The sequence below is a fragment of the Acinetobacter sp. 25-47-122 genome (assembly GCF_056779695.1).
Map to the genome: position 1 here is coordinate 41072 of NZ_JBWYIJ010000005.1, position 20538 is coordinate 61609.

Genomic DNA, 20538 nt, shown 5'->3' on the forward strand with positions numbered 1-20538 from the left:
TCTCAAAAATTACTAAAAAATAATGGGGTAAAAAAAAGACCCACGAATGGGTCTTTTTTTAACATAGTTTATTAAGCTTGTTTAGTCTTTTCTTCAGATAAGAAGAACCATGTATCTAAAACAGAGTCTGGGTTGAGTGAAACAGATTCGATACCTTGTTCCATTAACCAGCGAGCAAGATCTGGGTGGTCTGATGGTCCTTGACCACAAATACCTACATATTTGCCTGCTTTACGACATGCATGAATCGCCATTGAAAGAAGTGCTTTTACTGCTGGATCGCGTTCATCAAATAAATGAGAAACGATACCTGAGTCACGGTCAAGACCAAGTGTTAACTGAGTTAAGTCATTTGAACCAATTGAGAAGCCATCAAAATGCTCTAAAAATTGTTCAGCAAGTAAAGCATTAGTTGGTAATTCACACATCATGATCACTTTAAGACCATTTTCGCCGCGTTTTAAGCCATTTGCAGCAAGAAGTTCAATAACACGTTTTGCTTCAGCAACTGTGCGGACGAATGGGATCATGATTTGAATGTTAGTTAGACCCATTTCATCACGAACTTTCTTCAATGCACGGCATTCTAATTCGAAGCAGTCACGGAAGTTGTCAGAAACATAACGGCTCGCACCACGGAAGCCCAACATTGGGTTTTCTTCTTCAGGTTCGTATAACTTACCACCGATTAAGTTCGCGTATTCATTCGATTTGAAGTCTGACATACGAACGATGACAGGTTTATCAGCAAATGCAGCAGCAAGTGTAGAAATACCTTCAACGAGTTTTTCAACGTAGAACTCGATCGGTGAAGAGTAACCTGCAGTACGGGTCATCACAGCTGCACGTGTTTCGCGAGGTAAGCTGTCAATATTGAGTAATGCTTTAGGGTGAACACCAATCATACGGTTGATAATGAACTCTAGACGTGCAAGACCAATACCTTCGTTTGGAATTTGAGCGAAGTCAAATGCACGATCAGGGTTACCAACGTTCATCATGATTTTGAACGGAAGTGTTGGCATAGATTCAATCGAGTTACGTTGAACTTCGAAATCTAAAGCGCCTTCGTAAATGAAACCTGTATCGCCTTCAGCACATGAAACAGTTACTTCTTGACCATCGACAAGTACTTCTGTTGCGTTACCACATCCAACAATTGCTGGAACACCGAGTTCACGTGCAATAATCGCGGCATGACAAGTACGACCACCACGGTTTGTAACGATTGCAGCAGCACGTTTCATAACTGGCTCCCAATCAGGATCAGTCATGTCAGAAACCAGAACGTCGCCATCTTGGACTTTGTCCATTTCTTTGATGGAATTAACAATACGGACTTTACCAGAACCGATACGTTGACCGATTGAGCGACCTTCACAAAGAACTGTACCTTTTTGTTTTAATAGGTAGCGTTCCATTGTGCCGACATTCTCACGGCTTTTCACTGTTTCAGGACGTGCTTGAACGATGTAAATTTGACCGTCATCACCGTCTTTCGCCCATTCGATATCCATTGGCGCACCGTAATGTTGCTCAATGATTAACGCTTGCTTAGCAAGTTCTTGTAATTCTTGATCATTTAAAGCAAATTGTTGGCGTTCAGTTTTTTCAACATCCACAATAACAACTGATTTACCTGCAGAGCCTTCTTCACCATAGATCATTTTTTGGTGTTTAGAGCCGAGGTTACGACGCAATACTGCGTGTTTACCTGCATTTAAAAGTGGCTTAGATAAATAGAATTCATCAGGGTTTACAGCACCCTGTACGACCATTTCGCCTAAACCGTAAGATGCAGTAATGAATACAACGTCACGGAAACCAGATTCAGTGTCCAGTGTAAACATTACACCAGCAGCACCAGTTTCTGAGCGAACCATACGTTGCACACCAGCAGAAAGAGCAACGATGTCATGATCGAAGTTTTGGTGTACACGGTAAGCAATTGCGCGGTCGTTATAAAGTGAAGCAAAAACTTCCTTAATCGCGATTAAGACGTTGTCAATACCGCGGATGTTTAGGAAAGTCTCTTGTTGTCCTGCAAAAGATGCGTCTGGTAAATCTTCTGCAGTCGCAGATGAACGAACGGCAACAGCGATCTCAGGGTTGCCGTTAGAAAGAGTTGCGAATGCATCACGAACTTCTTTTTCAAGTGCTGGAGTAAGCGGAGTATCAACGATCCATTGACGGATTTTAGCACCAGTTTCAGCAAGTGCATTTACGTCGTCAACATTGAGTTGTTTGAGCTCGGCTGAAATTTTGGCATTTAGACCACTTTGCTCAAGGAATTCACGGTAAGCTGCAGCAGTTGTTGCAAAACCACCTGGAACTGATACACCAGCATTTGCTAAATGGCTGATCATTTCGCCTAGAGATGAGTTTTTACCGCCCACGATTTCTACGTCGTGTTTACCTAATTTTTCCAGACCGATTACGCGTGCTTCCAAAGTTGTTACTCCACTTTTGCAGTATTAATCACTATCTTGGCATGATATTTTTCTGTGAAAACTTAGCAAACTTTCATTACTAAGCGACAGTCATGTAAGATCGGTTTACTATAAAGATTATATAGTACTTAGACAAATATTTGAGGATTAATTTAATGGCAGAAAGTAAAGATATTAAACGAAGTGTTTTTTTTATTTCCGATGGTACTGCCATTACGGCTGAAACACTCGGGCATTCTTTATTGGCTCAATTTCCTCATGTCGATTTTGATATTCATATCATCCCGTATATCACTACAGAAGAAGCTGCAATGAACGTCGTTGCAGAGATTAACGCGCGCGCAGAGTCTGATGGCCAACAACCTCTTGTCTTTGATACTCTTGTGGATCCCTATGTTCGGGATATCATCAATACGGCAAATGCGGTTAATTTAGATGTGTTTGAAGGGTTAATTAGTAAGCTATCTGAGGTGCTTGGAACAGCCCCTACAACTTTAGTCGGACAAACGCATGCTGTGACTGATTCTGAGTCTTATAAGGCACGTATTGATGCTGTACATTTCGCGCTGGATAATGATGATGGCGCACGTACAAGACACTATGATAAAGCGGACTTAATTTTGATTGGAGTGTCGCGTTCTGGTAAAACACCGACCTCAATTTATTTGTCATTACAATTTGGTATTCGAGTTGCGAACTATCCGTTAACTGAAGAAGATTTGGATGACAACCGTTTGCCAGCAGTTTTACGTCCACATAAGCATAAATTGTTTGGATTAATGATTGATGCTGATCGTTTGGTGGCAATTCGATCTGAACGCAAAGCCAACAGTCGTTATGCAAGTTTTAGCCAATGTCAGATGGAATTGCGTGCAATCGAAGGTATTTATATTTCTGAAGGGATTAAATATCTAAATGTTTCAGAAATGTCGATTGAAGAAATCTCAACACGAGTATTGCAAATGACAGGCTTGAAACGCCGGATTGGTTAAATCGGTAAATCTAATTTAAAAAAAAGAAGCACTAGCTGTGCTTCTTTTTATTAAGAGATTAATCGTCATAAATACTCATAAAATTCAAAAATTATATAATTCAAGTGTCTATAATTTCATCATAAAATGTCATTTATAATCGCATTTATCTACTAAATGATGGTTATTTTTCGTACGTTGTAATGATAATATCTACTAAGTGTTCGATTCCTTCCATACTTTGAACGGCATTTTCAGTAATTTTCACGACTGGCCATGTGATCAATTTACAGTTTTCTCGCTGTAAGGCGCTGTAATAATGATCGGATTTAAAAAATATTTTTTGCGACGAAGCTGGATTTGGCATCAATTGTCTTTTTAACCAAGTATCTGAAATCTGAGAATCTAAATATCGTATTGCCAATGTCGTCTTAATTCGCTGATTAAATAATCGTTTATTTTTAGCGATGAGGGGATGAGCAATAATTTTTTGAATCCCTTTTTCAGTGTGTGGCAAAACGAAATGAGGTGTCATTTGAAATACTTTGACGAATAGCGCATTTTGACAAACCACATCTAAATGTGAAACTGACATTTGATTGGCACCAATAATCGCGACCTTTAATCCTGAAAAATCGGTTTGTTTGATGTCCTCAGCTGAGATAATTTTTCCTTTGAAGTTGGAAAAATACTCAGCTTCATTATGAAAGAACGAATCCGTGTGGGCTTTATTCCTTTTTTTCATTTCTGTACCTAATTATTGTTTTAGTGGGTTGCTTTTGGTTCTGCAGTTAATTCATATATCCAAGATGGGATTTTAGGTAAAGATTTTTCTGGAATCTTATCAGTCATTTTTACCATGGTGTCGACAGGGATATGAAACCATTTATTACGTCGATTCATGGCACTTCGTGCATGGAAGTTAATAATTTGATACCAAGGATTACGACGACCTTCTGCAGTACGTCCACCTATTCGAGCAAATTTGTGCATCGCTGCATAGAGCTTTTCTTCTGGCAGACCTAGTTTAATCACATTATCACGCATTTTGTTAATGAGTGGTAAGTAGGCAAGAATACCAAGTAATAAACGTGGATCTACAACTCGCGCTGCCATTTTAGAAAGCTCAATAAAGGTTTTATTGTAGCCTTGATCTTCCATGACACTAAATCCAACACCTAAATGACGAGCTTCATCACCATTAATCAGTTCAAAAGCTTGATGACAAACTGGGTCTTCTACAGTGTCCAATAGGAATGTACAAAGTGCGCCATCAAGAGCGACTTCCAGCATCGGAATGACAGCACCTAGAATATAGAAGGGCATTTCATCAGCATAAGTTTCGAGCCATTCGATGATCAGTCTTAAATTTTTATTGGGTTTAGGAATATCGCCTTCAAGCATACCCCATCTTTTCATCAGTGCCATTTCGGCATTGGCGTGACGCTGTTCCTCAGCGTGGAAAATGGCATACATTTCGCGAAGCGTATCTGTCGGTGCTTTTTTTGACATCGCAGAAAATGCACGAGCACCTACATGTTCGATCCACATTAGATCAGCCATAAAATCTTTAAGCTTGGGCCACTGTTCTGCGGTGACTAATTCTTTGCCAGGAGCATCCCAGTCAATATCCGAGAGTGTCCATTGAGTATGTTTTACTTTATCCAACATTTTTTCTAAGTCGATAGAGGCCATGTTATACATCCGTATTTATTTTTTAATCATGAAATTTTATCGCTTAAAAATGTGATGTGTTTTGCAGAAGTGCTTATTTTAGTTTGATATAAAATGCCAAATTTTAAGTATTTGATTATGAATAATTCATATTGTTGGTTAAAAGAATTTTTTCATTGGAATAGTCTTTTAGGGACATTTGATGTCATTTGTTGCCAATAGTTGTTTGACAAACTCAAGAAATGAAAGAGTAATTAATTATAGATTTGAAATCAAAACCATTACTCAATCATTTCAGGATTTTTTTGATCTAAGCATTTTGCTTAATTTGCATTAAATACTCAAAGTTTTGAATGCGTTTGTCTGTATCGTAGATATCACAGGTAAAAATAAACTCATCTACATCATAAGGCACCAGTAGTTGTTCAAGACCTTGTTTCACTGTTTCTGGTGATCCGATTTGAGCCATTGCGTAAAAATTGTCAACTGACATCTTTTCTGGAGCAGACCAAATTCCATCCATTGATTTAACTGGAGGTTTGAGTTTTAAGCTTTGCCCACGCATTAAGCCTAATACACGTTGATAAGCGCTAGTAGCCAAGTATTCAGCTTCTTCATCAGTGTCAGCTACAACAGTTGGAACGCCCATTGATACATAAGGACGATCCAAATATTCAGAAGGTTCGAAGTTTTCTCTGTAAAGTTGAATCGCTTGACCCAGCATACGAGGGGCAAAGTGAGAGGCAAAAGAATAAGGTAAGCCAAGTTTAGCTGCCAATTGTGCGCTAAATAAGCTAGAACCTAACAGCCATACGGGAACATGTGTTCCTTGACCTGGTGTCGCTTTGATTCTCTGATGTGGCGATGGTTCCCCCAAATAGCTCAAAATTTCGAGCACGTCTTGTGGAAATTGATCTTCAGTCTCTTGACGACCTCGGCGTAAGGCACGCATGGTCAATTGATCTGTACCTGGTGCGCGTCCTAGTCCGAGCTCAACTCGATCAGGATAAAGCGTTGCTAGTGTTCCAAATTGTTCTGCTACAACAAGTGGTGCATGATTAGGCAGCATGATTCCGCCAGAACCTACTTTTAAAGAGGAGGTGTTAGCAAGGATATAGCCTAATAACACAGCTGTAGCTGAGCTAGCGATACCATCCATATTATGGTGCTCTGCAAGCCACAGTCGTTTAAAACCCAATTGTTCGATTTTTTGTGCTAACTCCAAAGCATGCTGTAGTGAAAAAGCAATCGTTTTATCATCACGTACAGGAGCGAGTTCCAATACTGAAAACTCGATATCTTTTAAGCTTCGCATAACTTTCTACTCTTTTGAACACTCATAAAGATGTTAATACGAACTCGAGTATTTGTATATTGAAAAAAAACGATATAAGTGTAAATAAAAAAGCGCTCTAAGTTGAGCGCTTGAATTCTAAGAGTTTGGAATTAACGTTTACCGTTTTTATACCAGCCTAAATGACGACCATTGTCACTTCTGTAATTACGGTCATTATAACGATAGTTTGAATTGCGATAACCGCTTTCACGGCGATCATAACGATCTCTATAGTCATCTTCGCGACGATCTTCAGCCACTTTTTTACCTAAAACTGAACCACCAGCTGAACCTAATGCAGCCCCAGCATAACCAGCATTTGTTCCGCCCATATTATTACCAACGGTGTAACCACCAGCACCACCTAATGCAGCACCAATTGCAGCAGCATTACGATCTTTTTTGTTCGCTGATGCAGCTGCGCCACCAGCACCACCAATCGCTGATCCGATCATTGCTCCAGTCGAGCCACCCATTTGTTGACCAATCGCAGCACCAACGACTCCACCTAAAGCAGATGTGAGGGCAACTCTAGACGAACTATCAGCATAAGCAGTTGTTGTACTCAAGGCCGCAGTTGCGATCGCAGCAGCAAATAACTTTGAATTAAATTTCATGGTGAACTCCTTGTCGAAGTCTTATATTTGATGGTTTTAATTTAATCCAAATTTCTGCAATCATTTTGGAGAGCAAGTTGCTGGTTTGTATTTTTCTCTCCCTAATTTATCCATAATTAATTTGTTAATAAAAAAATGCGCCCTAAGGCGCATCGAGGTGAATACAGAGTATTCAAAGGGGAAACGATCAATCAGATTATATTAACGACGGCTATGTTTTTTCTTTTTCCATTTACGATCTTGACGTGAATCATATGCTTTGTCTTTCGCAATTTTGTTACCAAGAGCAGCACCACCAGCAGCACCTAAAGCAGAGCCGATATAACCGCCATTGGTTCCACCCATACTATTACCTACGGTATATCCCGCACCGCCACCTAATGCACCTCCGATGGCAGATTCAGTACGGTTACGTTTATTACTAGCAACAGCAGCACCACCAGCACCACCAAGTGCTGCACCTAAAGTTGCACCTGTTGTGCCACCCATGTTTTTACCAATTGCTGTACCTGCTACACTACCTAAAGCACTCGCAGCAGCGACACGCGCTGTACTGTCTGCATGTGCAGATACCGTGAACATTGATGCAGTGGCTAAGGTGGCTGACATTAATAGGGTATTTAATTTCATGTGTGACTCCATGTCCTTGTTCGTGGACGAGTAATAATTCGTTGAGCACAATGTAACAAGAATTGAAGCGCTAAATATGTAGAAGTTAACCTAGAGTTTTACGTTTTGGTTGCATAATGTTGTTTTTATATTACAACTGATCATTCAATATGCATTATTGGGCTGATTAAGAAGAAACTATGGAGAGTTGATTCAGTAAACAGTTTTTAAACTTGGCAGTTATGGAGCTAATTTTTGATTATCCATTAATTGGGTGTGACAAGGAATGAAAATGGTTTTGCAAAGTCATTCTATATAAATATGTTAATTGAATGTCAGAGTCGTTAAACTACTCGCAATTTTAGAAATATTAATTTAAGGCAGTCCTTAAATTAATCCAGTATTAGAGATTTTATTTAACATGAAAGAATCGTTACGTTTACGATTAGACCAACTTTGTGATCGTCATGAAGAATTAGAAGCGCTATTGGCTGATGTTGAAGTCATTTCCGACAATAAGCGTTTCCGTAATTTGTCACGTGAACACAATGATTTGACTGAAATCACCACTGTTTGGAAAAAATATACCCAAGCGGAAGAAGATATTGTAACGGCTGAAGCAATGTTGTCAGATCCTGACTTTAAGGAAATGGCACAAGAAGAAATTAAAGAGAATAAAGCATTAATTGAATCTTTAGAGGCAGAATTGAATATTCTGATGATTCCGAAAGATCCAAATGATGCGAACTCTGCATATCTGGAAGTACGTGCAGGGACAGGTGGCGATGAAGCTGCGATTTTCTCTGGTGATTTATTCCGTATGTACAGTAAATATGCTGAATCACAGGGTTGGCGTGTCGAAATCCTTTCTGAAAATGAAGGTGAACATGGCGGTTACAAAGAAATTATTTGTTTAATTAATGGTGAAGGTGTTTACGGACGCTTAAAATTTGAAAGCGGTGCTCATCGAGTTCAGCGCGTTCCTGCAACTGAATCACAGGGGCGAGTTCATACTTCAGCTTGTACCGTTGCAATTCTTCCTGAAATTGATGTTGATACGACTGTAGATATTAACCCTTCAGACTTGCGTATTGATACTTATCGTGCATCAGGGGCGGGTGGTCAGCACGTCAATAAAACGGATTCTGCTGTACGAATCACGCATATTCCGACAGGTACTGTTGTTGAATGTCAGGAAGAGCGTTCACAACATAAGAACAAAGCAAAGGCAATGGCATTATTGGCATCTCGTCTTGAGAATGCTAAACGTGCAGCAGCTGATGCTGCTACATCTGAAATGCGCCGTGATTTGGTGGGTTCAGGTGATCGTTCAGAACGTATTCGTACCTATAATTATCCTCAGGGTCGTATGACTGATCATCGTATTAACTTAACTTTATATAAGTTGGATGCAGTGATGGAGGGAGATTTGACTGAGCTTTTAGATAGCTTACATCGTGAATATCAAGCGGATCAATTGGCAATGCTTGCACAGCAGAATGGTGGTTAATGAACATTCAACAAGCGCTTGCACTGCGTGGTGAGCCTGAAAGTTATGAGCGTCAAGAAAATGCTTGGTTGCTCGAACATATCACTAAAATCGATTCATTCGATTTGGTGATGAAGAAGGATAAAGAGCTCACTGCAGAACAAGAGCAGGCGTATCGAGAGGCGATTGCTCGGATTGAAGCAGGTGAGCCTTTAGCTTATGTCACAGGTTCGCAACCTTTTTGGACATTGGACTTAAAAGTGACGTCCGATACTTTGGTGCCTAGACCGGACACCGAAGTTTTGGTGGAGACAGTTTTAAAGTTAGAGTTGCCTGAGGATGCGCGCGTTGTAGATTTAGGAACTGGGACAGGCGCCATTGCATTGTCACTCGCTTCCGAACGTCCTAATTGGTCTTTAACAGCAACCGATATTTATGAGCCTACATTGGAAGTCGCTAAATTTAATGCTGAGCAACATGACTTAGATCAGGTTCAATTTGTACTAGGCAGTTGGTTAAAACCGTTTGGGCGTCAATTTTTTGATGTCATTGTATCTAATCCGCCTTATATTGATCCAGCAGATGAACATATGCACAATTTGGCGACCGAGCCTCAACGTGCATTAATCTCTGATAAAAAAGGTTTAGCTGATCTTGAGCAAATTATTTTACAAGCCAAGAAGCATCTGACTGTTGAAGGTTGGGTGGTACTTGAACATGGATATGATCAAGCAGACGCTGTTCAGCATCTATTTCGTCAAGCAGGTTATAAGAAAGTGAGAACCGTTAAAGATTATGGTGGTAACGATCGCGTGACTTTAGCACAATGGCCTCATTAGAAATAAAAAAGCGACTTTAGGTCGCTTTTTTATTGATTCATCTTTTGATGACATCACGCCATAACAATAATTTTGATTCAAATACTTTCATTATGGTATCCGTGATTTTTCCCAATATTGCCAATAAAATAATAGCAATGATCACAATATCTGGACGCGATGTTTCACGTCCATCACTTAATAAATATCCAATACCTTGCGTTGCTGCAATGAGTTCAGCGGCAATCATGAACATCCAAGCTAAACTCAAACTATTGCGCAAGCCTGTAAGGATAGATGGTGACGCTGCAGGTAAAACGATTTGGTAGATTTGTTGCCAGCGATTCAGTCTATACACTTGAGCCAACTCAATCAATTTTCGGTCGACACCATGAATACCAGCCACAGTATTGGTATAGGTTGGAAAAAAAGCACCAATCGCAATAAGGGTGATTTTTGAGGATTCATCAATACCAAGCCATAACAAAAGGAGAGGAATCCACGCAAGACTAGGAATTGACTTAATTGCAGAAAAGGTCGGTTCAATAAACTCTTCTGCATGGTGATTGAGTCCTACCAAAACTGCAAAAAATAGTGCTAAGCCACTACCAATAGCAAACCCTAAAAACACTCGCCATGTACTTGCCCAAATATGTTGACCTAAATCATTCTTAGCAAGTTCTTGCAGGGAAACTAATAAGCTACTTGGTGCAGGTAGCAGATAAGGTTCAACTACACCACCTCGAACCAAAATTTCACACAGCAATACCAGTAATACAGGGAGGAAAATACCTTTCAACCATTTATTCCCTTTTGTCGACAGTTGTGAATGGACATCGATATTCCGATGTTCAATCGCTTTTTCACTGATCGCCATTATTTTGTCACCACTTTTTGAGCGAATGAGGCATTAAATAACTGTTGAACAACTTGATTTACATTTGTTCCTTTACGAACTAAGTCTTCTTCAGTCAAGATTTTGCCGGATTTTTGTAGTGCATTAATGTGTTGGGCTGTAGGAATGTTTTGATTAAAGTCAGTACGCTGAAGCTGAAGTTTTGCAACCTCTAAAGGTAGTTTAGCTTCAGTGGCGAGTAACTGCGCCAGTTTATCTGGATTGGCTTTTGCCCATTTACGTGCTTGCTCATACGCTTTAATTACGGCTTCAATTGCTTCTGGGCTAGATTGAGTAAATGGCTCTTTGACGCTTAACACGCTATAACTATTAAAGCCTACATTACGATAAAGCAGTTTTGCACCCGACTGAACTTGAGCTGATGCCATCAAAGGGTCTAAGCCAGCCCAAGCATCCACTTGCTTACGCTCTAACGCCGTTTTGCCATCTGGATGTTGCAAATGAACAAGCTGTACATCTTTTTTATTCAATCCAACGGTATCTAAAGCTTGTAGCGTGAATAAAAATGGGTCAGTTCCTTTTGTTGCGGCAATTTTTTTACCTTTTAGATCTTTTAAGGATTTAATCGGGGAGTCTTTTGGCACGACTAAAGCTGTCCATTCAGGTTGGCTTTGGATATAAACTGTTTTAACAGAGCTACCATTGGCACGACTTAATACAGCGGCAAGACCAGCTGTTGAAGCAAAATCAACACTGCCGCTATTGAGATATTCTAAGGAGCGATTACTGCCTTGACTAAATACCCATTTGATTTTGGTATTGGGTAAAGCCTTTTCTAATAACTTTTGATTTTTAACCACTAAGCTCGTAGGAGCATAATAGGCATAATCCAGTTTGATTTCCTTAGGGAGGGCAGCATTAGCTCCACTATGAACAACACTAATTACTAAACCCAACAGTCCTAATTTCAATGGAGATATCGATTTTTTCATTGAAGTACCTGATTTAATTCGCTAAATTTTCGATATAAATAGCCTTTCAGGTGATTTGTGACAAAAAAGAAAATGAGATATTAAAAGAACAAATTTTGATAAAGTTAAAATTATGAGTTAACACATTGAAATCAAATCAATATTTTATAAATATTGTGGTTTTGTGAAAATATAGTGATTTATCAGAACTTTATATAAATTAATGCAATGAGATGAAGGTCACATAATTTAATATAGCAAGGCTAAGAGTGAAAATGAGACCAAACCATATCAGTTTGATCTCAATACTTACATTATACGAAATACTCAGTTGAAATATCGCTCACTTCTAGAAGGTCTAATGAGTCTGACTCCAAAGCCAAGCATAGCGCTACTACCTTTAAAGTGTCCGAAATTTTTGAAGCATCTTTTAACGCAATACCAGATTTCAGTTCATTAAGACGATCAGTTGAAATATCTAATGCAAGTGCAGTTTCACTTGCATCTTGAGTGTCTAGGAATTGATTGATTGCATTTTTTAAATCTATTTCGGATGCATTCAGAATGCTCATTTGAAGCTGCTCTGAAATTTGATCTGAATCTTGATTAAGTGCATGGGTGAAAGTTTGAGCAAAATTTTGCTCTAAGACATCGATCATTTTAAACATGATTGAACCTTTAGGAGATATGGCAAAATGCCGAAATGAATAAGATTAAAATAGTTTAAATATTAGCCGAATTCAAAAGAATATCGATGACTGCATGGTTTTTAAATCATGTCATTAAGGCAAAAAAAATTGTCATGGGTGATTTATTTTTATATAAAATAAATATTAAATTATATCTATTTTGAATTATTTAGACCAATTGGTCACTGAATAAATTGAATCCGTATTGGAGGAAGATTACCCTAAAGCCAACCTAAAACTAAAAATGGATAATGAGATTTATGAATATTCAAGGAAAAGTGATTGTTATTACAGGTGGCGCTTCTGGGTTAGGTGCGGCTACAGCAGCTTATCTTCAACAGCAGGGTGCTCGTGTGGTAATTGTTGATATGAATGCATCTTTGGGCGAGCAGACGGGTCAGGAAATTGGTGCAGAGTTTATTCAACTAGATGTAACTGATGAAAAAGCAGTTGAATTATTCTTTGCACACATACAAGGAAAATATGGACAATTAAATGGTTTAATCAACTGTGCTGGTATTGCACCATCAGCTAAAGTGCTTGGTCGCGATGGCCTGCATGCCTTAGATATGTTCCAAACAGTGCTGAATATCAACGTCAGTGGAACCTTTAATATGTTGCGCTATGCTGCGCAATTAATGTCACAGTATGCGCTTTCGGGGGAAGAGGAAGAACGCGGTGTCATTGTGAACACGGCTTCAGTTGCTGCTTTTGATGGTCAAATTGGTCAGGCTGCATATTCTGCATCTAAGGGCGCTGTTGTTGGTATGACTTTGCCATTGGCGCGTGAGTTAGCACGCGAAAAGATCCGTGTTATGACTATTGCACCTGGGATCATGGAAACTCCGATGCTTAAAGGTCTTCCGCAAAATGTGCAGGATGCATTGGGACAGATGGTTCCATTCCCACCACGTTTAGCTAAACCTGAAGAATTTGCGAAACTGGTTGGACATATCTTTGAAAATTCGTATTTAAATGGTGAAGTGATTCGATTGGATGGCGCAATTCGTATGGCGCCAAAATAATATATGAAAATCAGTTTAGTCTTCACTTAAATAGACGACTAAACTGATCTCAGGTGCTTTATGGTGTAATCGCCGGACGAGCTACATTACGATACTTCTCAAGTAATGCATCAAGGCGGGCTACAGTTTCAATATCCGCGAAACCATCATATTTCTCAGGATAAAAATGCATTTGGAATGCAGATACAACATTTTGAGTGACTTGATCATATTGACCAGTGACAGGAACGTTATAACCGTATAATACCAATTTGCTTTGTAACGAAGCAATATCATTCTTCCAAGGATGATAGGTACGATAATAATTTACAGTGTCGTTATCGTACCAAGCACCAATGTTATAGTCTTCATGTAAACGTTTCCAAGGAAATAGTGGACCTGGATCAAATTTACGACCTGGAGAAATATCACTGTGTCCCAAAATTCGGTCGGGTCTGATCTCGTATTTTTTAGTAATTTTTAAAATAATATCCGCAAGGACTTCGATTTGTTGTTTTGATGAAAATGGATACCATCGACGTTGCATTAAAGGGAGTTGTTCATCATCTGCAGGGAAACCGAGATTTTCAATTTCAATTCCGATACTCGAGGCATTCAAACTACTGTTGGTCTGCCAAGAACTCGCGCCAGCATGCCAAGCTCTTTTATCATCAGGCACAAGACGGTACACAGTAAATTTACCATTGGTTGATAATGCGGGTACAAAATAGTGACTACTGGCAGGGAAATTAGGATCTTTAAACAAAGCCAATGTTTCGTCTTTAGATACTGCTGTGTAGTGCAGAATCAAGAACATTTGCCGATTGTCTTGATTGGGTGAAGTATTCTCTTCGTCCAGATCATAAAGCGTGCTTTCTATATATTCTGGTTGGGTATCCGAACCTTGATTGACGTATGTAATGTTGGTGATCTTTTCATCTTTACATGCCGTCAGGAATAAACTCGAAACTAATAATGCAGCGAGTGCTAAAATTTTTTTATTCATAAGTATGACTGTCATTTATTGGAGTTAGATTTTTTTTAAATCAATTGCTAGTGAAGCAATTATTGAGATTATGTTTATTAATAGTAAAAAATAAAATAAGAAAAATTAAACAAAATTATTCGAATTGTAACAATAAGGTACAGATCTTCTAGGGTAAAAATTATCTTCAGAATTGTATGAATAGACTGCTTGTTTATTCGGTATCATAGGCTTATACAAGCATGTAATCAGGGTGTTTAGGTGAGTGATAGCATTGAACTGAGTGATGTTGAGCTACAGTTGTACGCAAGACAAATATTACTAGAGGATTGGGATATTGATGCACAAGAAAGATTAAAGCTGTCCAATGTGCTCATTATTGGTTGTGGTGGAATAGGGTGTTTGACTGCAGAGTTATTGGCGAGAGCAGGCGTAGGTAAATTGACACTCATCGATGCTGATACTGTAGAAATTAGTAATTTACAGCGACAAATTGCCTTTGATCATCATGATGTGGGTTTTTACAAAGCTGAAGTGTTAGCCAAGAAAATTTCTCAAATTAATCCTTATATTAAGATTGAATACATCAATACTAAATTTGATTTTAATAATGCTGCCGCACTGATTACACAGCAAGATCTTGTGTTAGATGGTTGTGACAATTTTGAAACCCGTTATTTGGTCAATCAAATGTGTAAGGATGCGAATGTTCCACTCATTAGTGCATCTGCGATTGGTTTGCAGGGGCAGTTATTTATGGTGGATGGTGAATCAGCATGTTATGAATGTCTTTTTCCTAAAGAAGATCATGCAGATGAGAGTTTAAGGTGTGCAGATTCAGGAGTTTTAGCAACAACTCCTAACCTGATGGCAAGTATGCAAGCACATCATGCGCTATTATATCTGGGGTTAAATTTAACACCATTAAAACAGAAGATCCTTCTATGGAATGGAAGGAACATGCAACAGCGAATTTTGAATTTTGACAAGGATAAAGAATGTCAAATCTGTCACATCAGTCAATCCGCAAAGACAATTTAATTTGCTACACTCAACATATCGAAATTTAATATCGACATTATGAAAAATAATATTTGGTTAGATGGTTTACGCTCAGTGGCCCGTGTAGGTGAAACTGCGGTCATTGCTGCGCGAGCAGGGATTAAATACGCGACAGAAAAACCGAGTAATGCGAAATTAATGCGCGAAACTTTCGAGTCACTTGGTTCAACGTATATTAAGTTGGGACAGTTTATTGCCAGTACGCCTTCATTATTTCCACGTGAATATGTTGAGGAATTTCAAGGGTGTTTAGATCAGACACCTAAACTCCCATTTAGCTATATTGAAAGTGTTTTGAATGCTGAGTTTGACGGTCGCGATTTAGGTGAAATTTTCGCATCTATTGATGAAACGCCATTAGCTTCTGCTTCGATCGCACAAGTGCATGCTGCTAAATTGGTGAGCGGCGAAGATGTCGTGATCAAAGTCCAAAAACCTGGTGTTGAAACTATCCTTTATACGGATTTAAATGTCCTACATTGGGCGACCAAGATTCTAGAGAAGGCAGTTCCTAAAGTAAAATTTGCTTCACTTGCGGATATTGTTGAAGAAATCAAAACACGTATGGTTCGTGAAGTTGATTTTATTGAAGAAGCAAAAAATATTGATGATTTTGTTAATTATCTGCACATTACTCAAAATACCAAAGCGACTGCACCAAAGGTATATCATCAATATTCAACACGCCGTGTCCTGACAATGCAGCGTCTGTATGGCGTGCCGTTGACGGATTTCGATGTGGTTCGTCAAGTTTCCAAAGACCCATCACAAGTTCTGATTACTGCCATGAACACATGGTTTGGTAGTTTGATGATGTGTGAAAGTTTCCATGCAGATTTACATGCAGGCAACCTCATGCTTTTGGATGATGGTCGCATTGGATTCATTGATTTTGGTATTGTGGGACAATTAAAGCCTGAAGTATGGACGGCATGTATTGCTTTCATGGATGCATTGCAAAATACCAATTATCCATTGATGGCAGAAAATATGCTGAAAATGGGCATGACCAATACGCAAATTGATACAACAGTTTTGGCAAACGATTTAGAGCGATTATTCAGTGGTGTACTCACCGCTGATCCTCAGCAAATTCTGTCATCTAATCCAGCCGACTTAAATGACATCATGATGGATATGGTGGCTGTAGGTGAGCGTCATGGCATCCGTTTTCCACGGGATTTCGCATTGCTGTTTAAACAAATGCTTTATTTTGATCGTTTTATGAGAATTCTTGCGCCGTACACTGATATTTATGCAGATCAGCGCTTACAAATGGTACAAACAATCGATCCTAATCTTTTGTTGAAACATTAAATCTTAAACAAGTGTTAAAATATCACAGCAAATCCTCAATAGAAGAGGATTTGCTTTTATCGCCTCCCGTCAAGCGTGCTATCACTGTTTGATAGTTTACGAAAAGGTCATGATTGAAGATGGATTCCATATTAATTGAAGGATTGAAAGTTGAAACAGTCATCGGATGTTTTGACTGGGAACGGCAAATCATTCAACCATTATTGCTTGATCTTCATATTGCGACTGATTTAGAGCAGGCATCAAATTCAGATCTTCTCGCTGATACTTTAAATTATGCTGAAATTTGTGAAATCGCGACTCAGACGATTCAAAAAGCTCAACCTGAATTAATTGAATTTGCTGCAAAAATTGTCCTCAAAGCTTTGTTTGACCAATATCCAGCAATTGAGTCTATTCAAATTACTGTGCGTAAGCCTGCTATTATTCCACAAGCCAATTCAGTAGGAATTCGTCTTGAAAGACACCGTAATGATTTACGCGCTAGCATTGGCGAGTAATAGCCAACCGCACAATCATCTGGTGAATGCATTAAAACAAATTGCGTCATTAGGTTGTATTACGCGTTCTCCCATCTATGTCATACCTTGTCGAGATGGTGTTGGACAAGATTATTGGAATGCTGCATGTTTATTAGAATCAAAGCAGCAAGTCAATGAAATTACCAATCTTTTAAAAGCGCTCGAAAAAGCTTCTGGTCGAGTCCGTCCGTCACATGATATTTCTTTGGATGTAGATCTCATTGCATGGGGAAATACGCTCCAAAATATGCAATTTAATCCAAAAAAAATGCCATTAGCCCTAGATGTTAAAATTCCAATGTTTGATATTTGGGAAAATCCATTATTTGAGCATGAAGCGCATCATTTTCCTCAAGTGTCACTAGATGGTTCATTTTCTAAAATAAGATGAGTTACGCCGAATAGTCCATCGGTAGCATTGATCAAATATGTCTTTGATACGCAAATAGGCTGTGATGTAACAATAATTGGCTTCTTTTAAATGGGCTAATTTTTATAATACGCCACTTCAAAATAAATAAGCTCCGTATCAAGAAGATGTATAAAATTATTGTGTTAAGCGCAATTTTGGCGTTGCTCTCAGGTTGTGCAACGCTTTCCCCTCAAGAGTGTCGAACTGCTCAATGGTCTGAAATAGGTGAAAAAGATGGAAGCAGTGGTTATTCGAATCGCATTGTTAAACATCAAAAAGCCTGTTCAAAAGTGAATATTGAACCTGATCACAAGTTATATGAACAAGGTTACCAACTTGGGCTTCGTTCATATTGTCAACCCGAAGTTATTTTTGATCGAGCTTTGGAGGGAGGAGGTGGCTATAGGGTTTGCCCATCGGAGTTACATGCTCAATTAGCACCCTTTTATAATGTGGCCGATCAGTACTATCGTTCTAAGAAAGACAAAGATGCAAAAGATAAAGAAATTGAAACATATCGAGACTACTTGCTGGATGACAAAATCACCAAAGAAAAGCGGGAAGAGTATCTTAAGAAAATAAAGTCCTTAAAGCAGGATAAATTGCGGTTAGATTTGAATTTTAATCATGCTGAACGTGAATTAAATAAGTTTAGACGATTCCATCATCTATAAAAAATGCGGCCCATGAGCCGCGTTTTTTTTTAAATATAATAACTTGTTTTGGTCATGAGTTTGGATATACCCGTCATTGCGATTTTGACCGCAGTTGGTAATTCCACACCACCTGCATTTAGTGCAGTATCTCGATGCTGAAGTTCATCCTGATTCATCTGTGTCAAAATTTGACGAGAGCGTTCATCATGCGGTGGGAGTTGGTCAAGATGGTGTTGCAGATGCAGACTCACTTGGCGTTCGGTTTCTGCAACGAAGCCTAAACTGTATTTGTCACCAGCAATACCTGCAATCGCACCCATACCAAAAGAAAGACCATACCATACAGGATTAAGTAGACTTGTATGACTATCTAACTCTTTTAAACGATCTTCACACCATGCTAAATGATCTTGTTCTTCAATCGCGGCATGCTCCATTTCACGACGAACATTAGGCAACTTAGCTGTCAATGCTTGACCGTGATAAAGCGCTTGAGCACAGACTTCACCACTGTGATTAACACGCATGAGTCCAGCAACATGCCTTGCTTCACTCACTGCGAGATGAGTCTCTGCTTGACTTGCTGGATTTTCACGTTGTGAGGTGGTGGTGCCTGGAACCAAACTACGCAGTGCTTGATCAAATGAATGGATAAATTTATCTAGACCTGTGTAGTGACGCATAACCTTAATCCTCTAAATCAATTTGAGCATTTTTTAACATTGGTTTTAAGCGTGTTAATAACCAAATCGTGTACAGAGCACTCAATATTGCTGTAATACTGAATAGAATCTTAATATCAATACTTAAGATACTTAAAATAATAATGGAGAATATAGCAGAAGACACCATGAATACTGCATTCATAATGTTATTAGCAGCCACTACGCGAGCACGATGTGAACACGGTGAATAGGCTTGCATCATGGCATACAGCGGAACAATATAAAAACCACCACTGATCCCCAATAAAGTAACTGCAATCATCACATGGTAATAAATCATACCAGAATTAAACATGTCTGATATGCCAATAAAATCGCCAGTCCTTTCAGGAACAAAGGCTAAACTTGCTGCTAAATAGAAGGCGAAAACGGTTAAGCCTACTGCACCAATAGGCACCATTTTAATATTGACCTCTGAGCCACCAATTTTTCGGCATAATAATGAACCTACACCAATACCCACAGAAAAAAAGGTAAGGAGGAGACTAACCACATTTTCATTGGCATGAAGATTTTGCTGAGTCATTTGAGGAATTTGGGTTAAATAAGTCGCGCCATAAAACCAATACCAAGAATTACCCAATAAAATGGTAAAGATGAGGGGTAAGCTTTTTGCATAACGTATGGTTTGGAAACTTGTTCGAAAGAAATTCCAATCGACATTGATATGATTTTCACGGACTTTTTGTTTGAGAATGAAGCGACTACAACTATAACCAAGTATCGCGATGGTCACGACCGTCAGGCTGATCCAAACTAAGTTACCTTCAGAGTTTGAAATCACTACACCACCCAAGATCATCCCCATCAATATTGCAATGGAAGTACCTGACTGAAATAAAGCATTACCCGACATCAATTCATTTGGTTTTAATATTTCAGGGAGAATGGCGTATTTAATCGGTCCGAAGAAGGTACTGTGTGTACCCATGAGGAACAATGCAAATAACAATAGCCATAAATTGCCGAGTAAAAATCCAGCAGTACCGATCAGCATAATCAAGATTTCAAGCAATTTGATATTACGAATCAAGAAAGAGCGTTCGTATTTGTCTGCAATTTGTCCTGCAGTCGCTGAAAAAATGAAGTAAGGTAGAATAAAGAGAAGTGCAGCTAGATTATTGAGTGTGCTTACGCTTGCGGTCTGTTGTTGAATCCAACCATAGGTAATGACAAGCAATAAGGATTGTTTAAAGACATTATCGTTTAAGGCTCCAAAAAATTGAGTCAAAAACATAGGTAAAAAACGGCGCGAACTCAGTAGATGCTCTTGTTTTTGCATGACAATTCAGCTTTTTTAAAAATTATTAAGAAATGTGATGATTTAGTAACAATATCGGAAAATCATGTATCATATTTTCATCCTAAAAATTTTG

The 20538-nt window shown here is 38.9% G+C and carries 20 protein-coding genes and 1 pseudogene; 9 read left to right on the forward strand and 12 right to left on the reverse strand.

The features are described 5' to 3' along the window. Positions 1-71: 71 nt before the first annotated feature. Positions 72-2450 carry a phosphoenolpyruvate synthase gene (gene ppsA / locus AC1M9P_RS05875; protein ID WP_481586988.1) on the reverse strand — a complete coding sequence of 793 codons (2379 nt, stop codon included), beginning with the start codon at positions 2448-2450 and terminating at the stop codon, positions 72-74. Positions 2451-2605: 155 nt separating this feature from the next. Between ppsA and ppsR the strand changes: the two genes are divergently transcribed. After that, on the forward strand, positions 2606-3442 hold the full coding sequence (gene ppsR / locus AC1M9P_RS05880) for a posphoenolpyruvate synthetase regulatory kinase/phosphorylase PpsR (RefSeq protein WP_035267069.1): 837 nt from the start codon (positions 2606-2608) through the stop codon (positions 3440-3442). Positions 3443-3605: 163 nt separating this feature from the next. Here ppsR and AC1M9P_RS05885 read toward each other — a convergent pair whose 3' ends face one another. The 5 genes from AC1M9P_RS05885 to AC1M9P_RS05905 all read right to left on the reverse strand — a co-directional run bounded on the left by AC1M9P_RS05885 (position 3606) and on the right by AC1M9P_RS05905 (position 7678). Beyond that, positions 3606-4166 carry an NAD(P)/FAD-dependent oxidoreductase gene (locus AC1M9P_RS05885; protein ID WP_481586989.1) on the reverse strand — a complete coding sequence of 187 codons (561 nt, stop codon included), beginning with the start codon at positions 4164-4166 and terminating at the stop codon, positions 3606-3608. A 20-nt stretch (positions 4167-4186) separates the two neighbouring features. Further along, on the reverse strand, positions 4187-5116 hold the full coding sequence (locus AC1M9P_RS05890) for a ferritin-like domain-containing protein (protein WP_481586990.1): 930 nt from the start codon (positions 5114-5116) through the stop codon (positions 4187-4189). A gap of 289 nt (positions 5117-5405) precedes the next feature. Continuing rightward, positions 5406-6410: an LLM class flavin-dependent oxidoreductase gene (locus AC1M9P_RS05895; RefSeq protein ID WP_481586991.1), complete on the reverse strand. Its 1005-nt coding sequence runs from the start codon at positions 6408-6410 to the stop codon at positions 5406-5408. Between the two features lie 131 nt (positions 6411-6541). Next, complete coding sequence (locus AC1M9P_RS05900) at positions 6542-7048, reverse strand: hypothetical protein (RefSeq protein ID WP_092766182.1); 507 nt, start codon at positions 7046-7048, stop codon at positions 6542-6544. 201 nt (positions 7049-7249) lie between these two features. After that, complete coding sequence (locus AC1M9P_RS05905) at positions 7250-7678, reverse strand: glycine zipper domain-containing protein (protein ID WP_092766183.1); 429 nt, start codon at positions 7676-7678, stop codon at positions 7250-7252. Between the two features lie 400 nt (positions 7679-8078). Here AC1M9P_RS05905 and prfA point away from each other — a divergent pair, with 400 nt between their 5' ends. Together prfA and prmC are read left to right on the forward strand one after the other, a co-directional pair. Then, positions 8079-9167, forward strand: coding sequence for a peptide chain release factor 1 (gene prfA / locus AC1M9P_RS05910; protein ID WP_035267080.1), 1089 nt, complete (start codon positions 8079-8081; stop codon positions 9165-9167). Beyond that, positions 9167-9985, forward strand: a complete 819-nt coding sequence (gene prmC, locus AC1M9P_RS05915; RefSeq protein ID WP_092766184.1) for a peptide chain release factor N(5)-glutamine methyltransferase — start codon at positions 9167-9169, stop codon at positions 9983-9985. Before prfA ends, prmC begins: the two co-directional genes overlap by 1 nt. A 37-nt stretch (positions 9986-10022) precedes the next feature. Here prmC and AC1M9P_RS05920 read toward each other — a convergent pair. From AC1M9P_RS05920 to AC1M9P_RS05930, 3 genes and pseudogenes are all read right to left on the reverse strand, one after another. Further along, positions 10023-10724: pseudogene (locus AC1M9P_RS05920) on the reverse strand (ABC transporter permease); the annotation flags it as partial. A gap of 116 nt (positions 10725-10840) precedes the next feature. Continuing rightward, positions 10841-11812, reverse strand: a complete 972-nt coding sequence (locus AC1M9P_RS05925) for an aliphatic sulfonate ABC transporter substrate-binding protein (protein WP_481586992.1) — start codon at positions 11810-11812, stop codon at positions 10841-10843. A gap of 293 nt (positions 11813-12105) precedes the next feature. Further along, positions 12106-12459, reverse strand: coding sequence for a hypothetical protein (locus AC1M9P_RS05930; protein WP_481586993.1), 354 nt, complete (start codon positions 12457-12459; stop codon positions 12106-12108). Positions 12460-12740: 281 nt separating this feature from the next. Between AC1M9P_RS05930 and AC1M9P_RS05935 the strand changes: the two genes are divergently transcribed. Beyond that, positions 12741-13505 (forward strand): 3-hydroxyacyl-CoA dehydrogenase, encoded by a 765-nt coding sequence (locus AC1M9P_RS05935; protein WP_481586994.1) that lies wholly within the window; start codon positions 12741-12743, stop codon positions 13503-13505. 58 nt (positions 13506-13563) lie between these two features. On the opposite strand, the gene AC1M9P_RS05940 is transcribed toward AC1M9P_RS05935, so the two are convergent. Beyond that, positions 13564-14490, reverse strand: coding sequence for an N-acetylmuramoyl-L-alanine amidase (locus AC1M9P_RS05940; protein WP_481586995.1), 927 nt, complete (start codon positions 14488-14490; stop codon positions 13564-13566). 240 nt (positions 14491-14730) lie between these two features. On the opposite strand from AC1M9P_RS05940, the gene AC1M9P_RS05945 reads away from it, so the two are divergent. The 5 genes from AC1M9P_RS05945 to AC1M9P_RS05965 all read left to right on the forward strand — a co-directional run bounded on the left by AC1M9P_RS05945 (position 14731) and on the right by AC1M9P_RS05965 (position 18455). After that, the gene (locus AC1M9P_RS05945) at positions 14731-15510 is read left to right on the forward strand and encodes a HesA/MoeB/ThiF family protein (protein WP_481586996.1); all 780 of its coding nucleotides are present in this window, start codon (positions 14731-14733) and stop codon (positions 15508-15510) included. Between the two features lie 39 nt (positions 15511-15549). Beyond that, positions 15550-16848: an ABC1 kinase family protein gene (locus AC1M9P_RS05950; protein WP_481586997.1), complete on the forward strand. Its 1299-nt coding sequence runs from the start codon at positions 15550-15552 to the stop codon at positions 16846-16848. A gap of 119 nt (positions 16849-16967) precedes the next feature. Continuing rightward, the gene (gene folB, locus AC1M9P_RS05955) at positions 16968-17348 is read left to right on the forward strand and encodes a dihydroneopterin aldolase (RefSeq protein WP_180027650.1); all 381 of its coding nucleotides are present in this window, start codon (positions 16968-16970) and stop codon (positions 17346-17348) included. Next, a complete protein-coding gene (locus AC1M9P_RS05960) occupies positions 17305-17760 on the forward strand; it encodes a 2-amino-4-hydroxy-6-hydroxymethyldihydropteridine diphosphokinase (protein WP_481586998.1) in 456 nt (151 codons plus the stop codon). The genes folB and AC1M9P_RS05960 overlap by 44 nt, the downstream gene beginning before the upstream one ends. 146 nt (positions 17761-17906) lie before the next feature. Next, positions 17907-18455, forward strand: coding sequence for a DUF2799 domain-containing protein (locus tag AC1M9P_RS05965; RefSeq protein ID WP_481586999.1), 549 nt, complete (start codon positions 17907-17909; stop codon positions 18453-18455). Positions 18456-18484: 29 nt separating this feature from the next. On the opposite strand, the gene coq7 is transcribed toward AC1M9P_RS05965, so the two are convergent. Together coq7 and AC1M9P_RS05975 are read right to left on the reverse strand one after the other, a co-directional pair. Next, entirely contained in the window at positions 18485-19120 is a 636-nt protein-coding gene (coq7, locus tag AC1M9P_RS05970) for a 2-polyprenyl-3-methyl-6-methoxy-1,4-benzoquinone monooxygenase (RefSeq protein ID WP_481587000.1), read from the reverse strand. Positions 19121-19124: 4 nt separating this feature from the next. Next, on the reverse strand, positions 19125-20444 hold the full coding sequence (locus AC1M9P_RS05975; protein ID WP_481587001.1) for an MFS transporter: 1320 nt from the start codon (positions 20442-20444) through the stop codon (positions 19125-19127). Positions 20445-20538 lie beyond the last annotated feature (94 nt).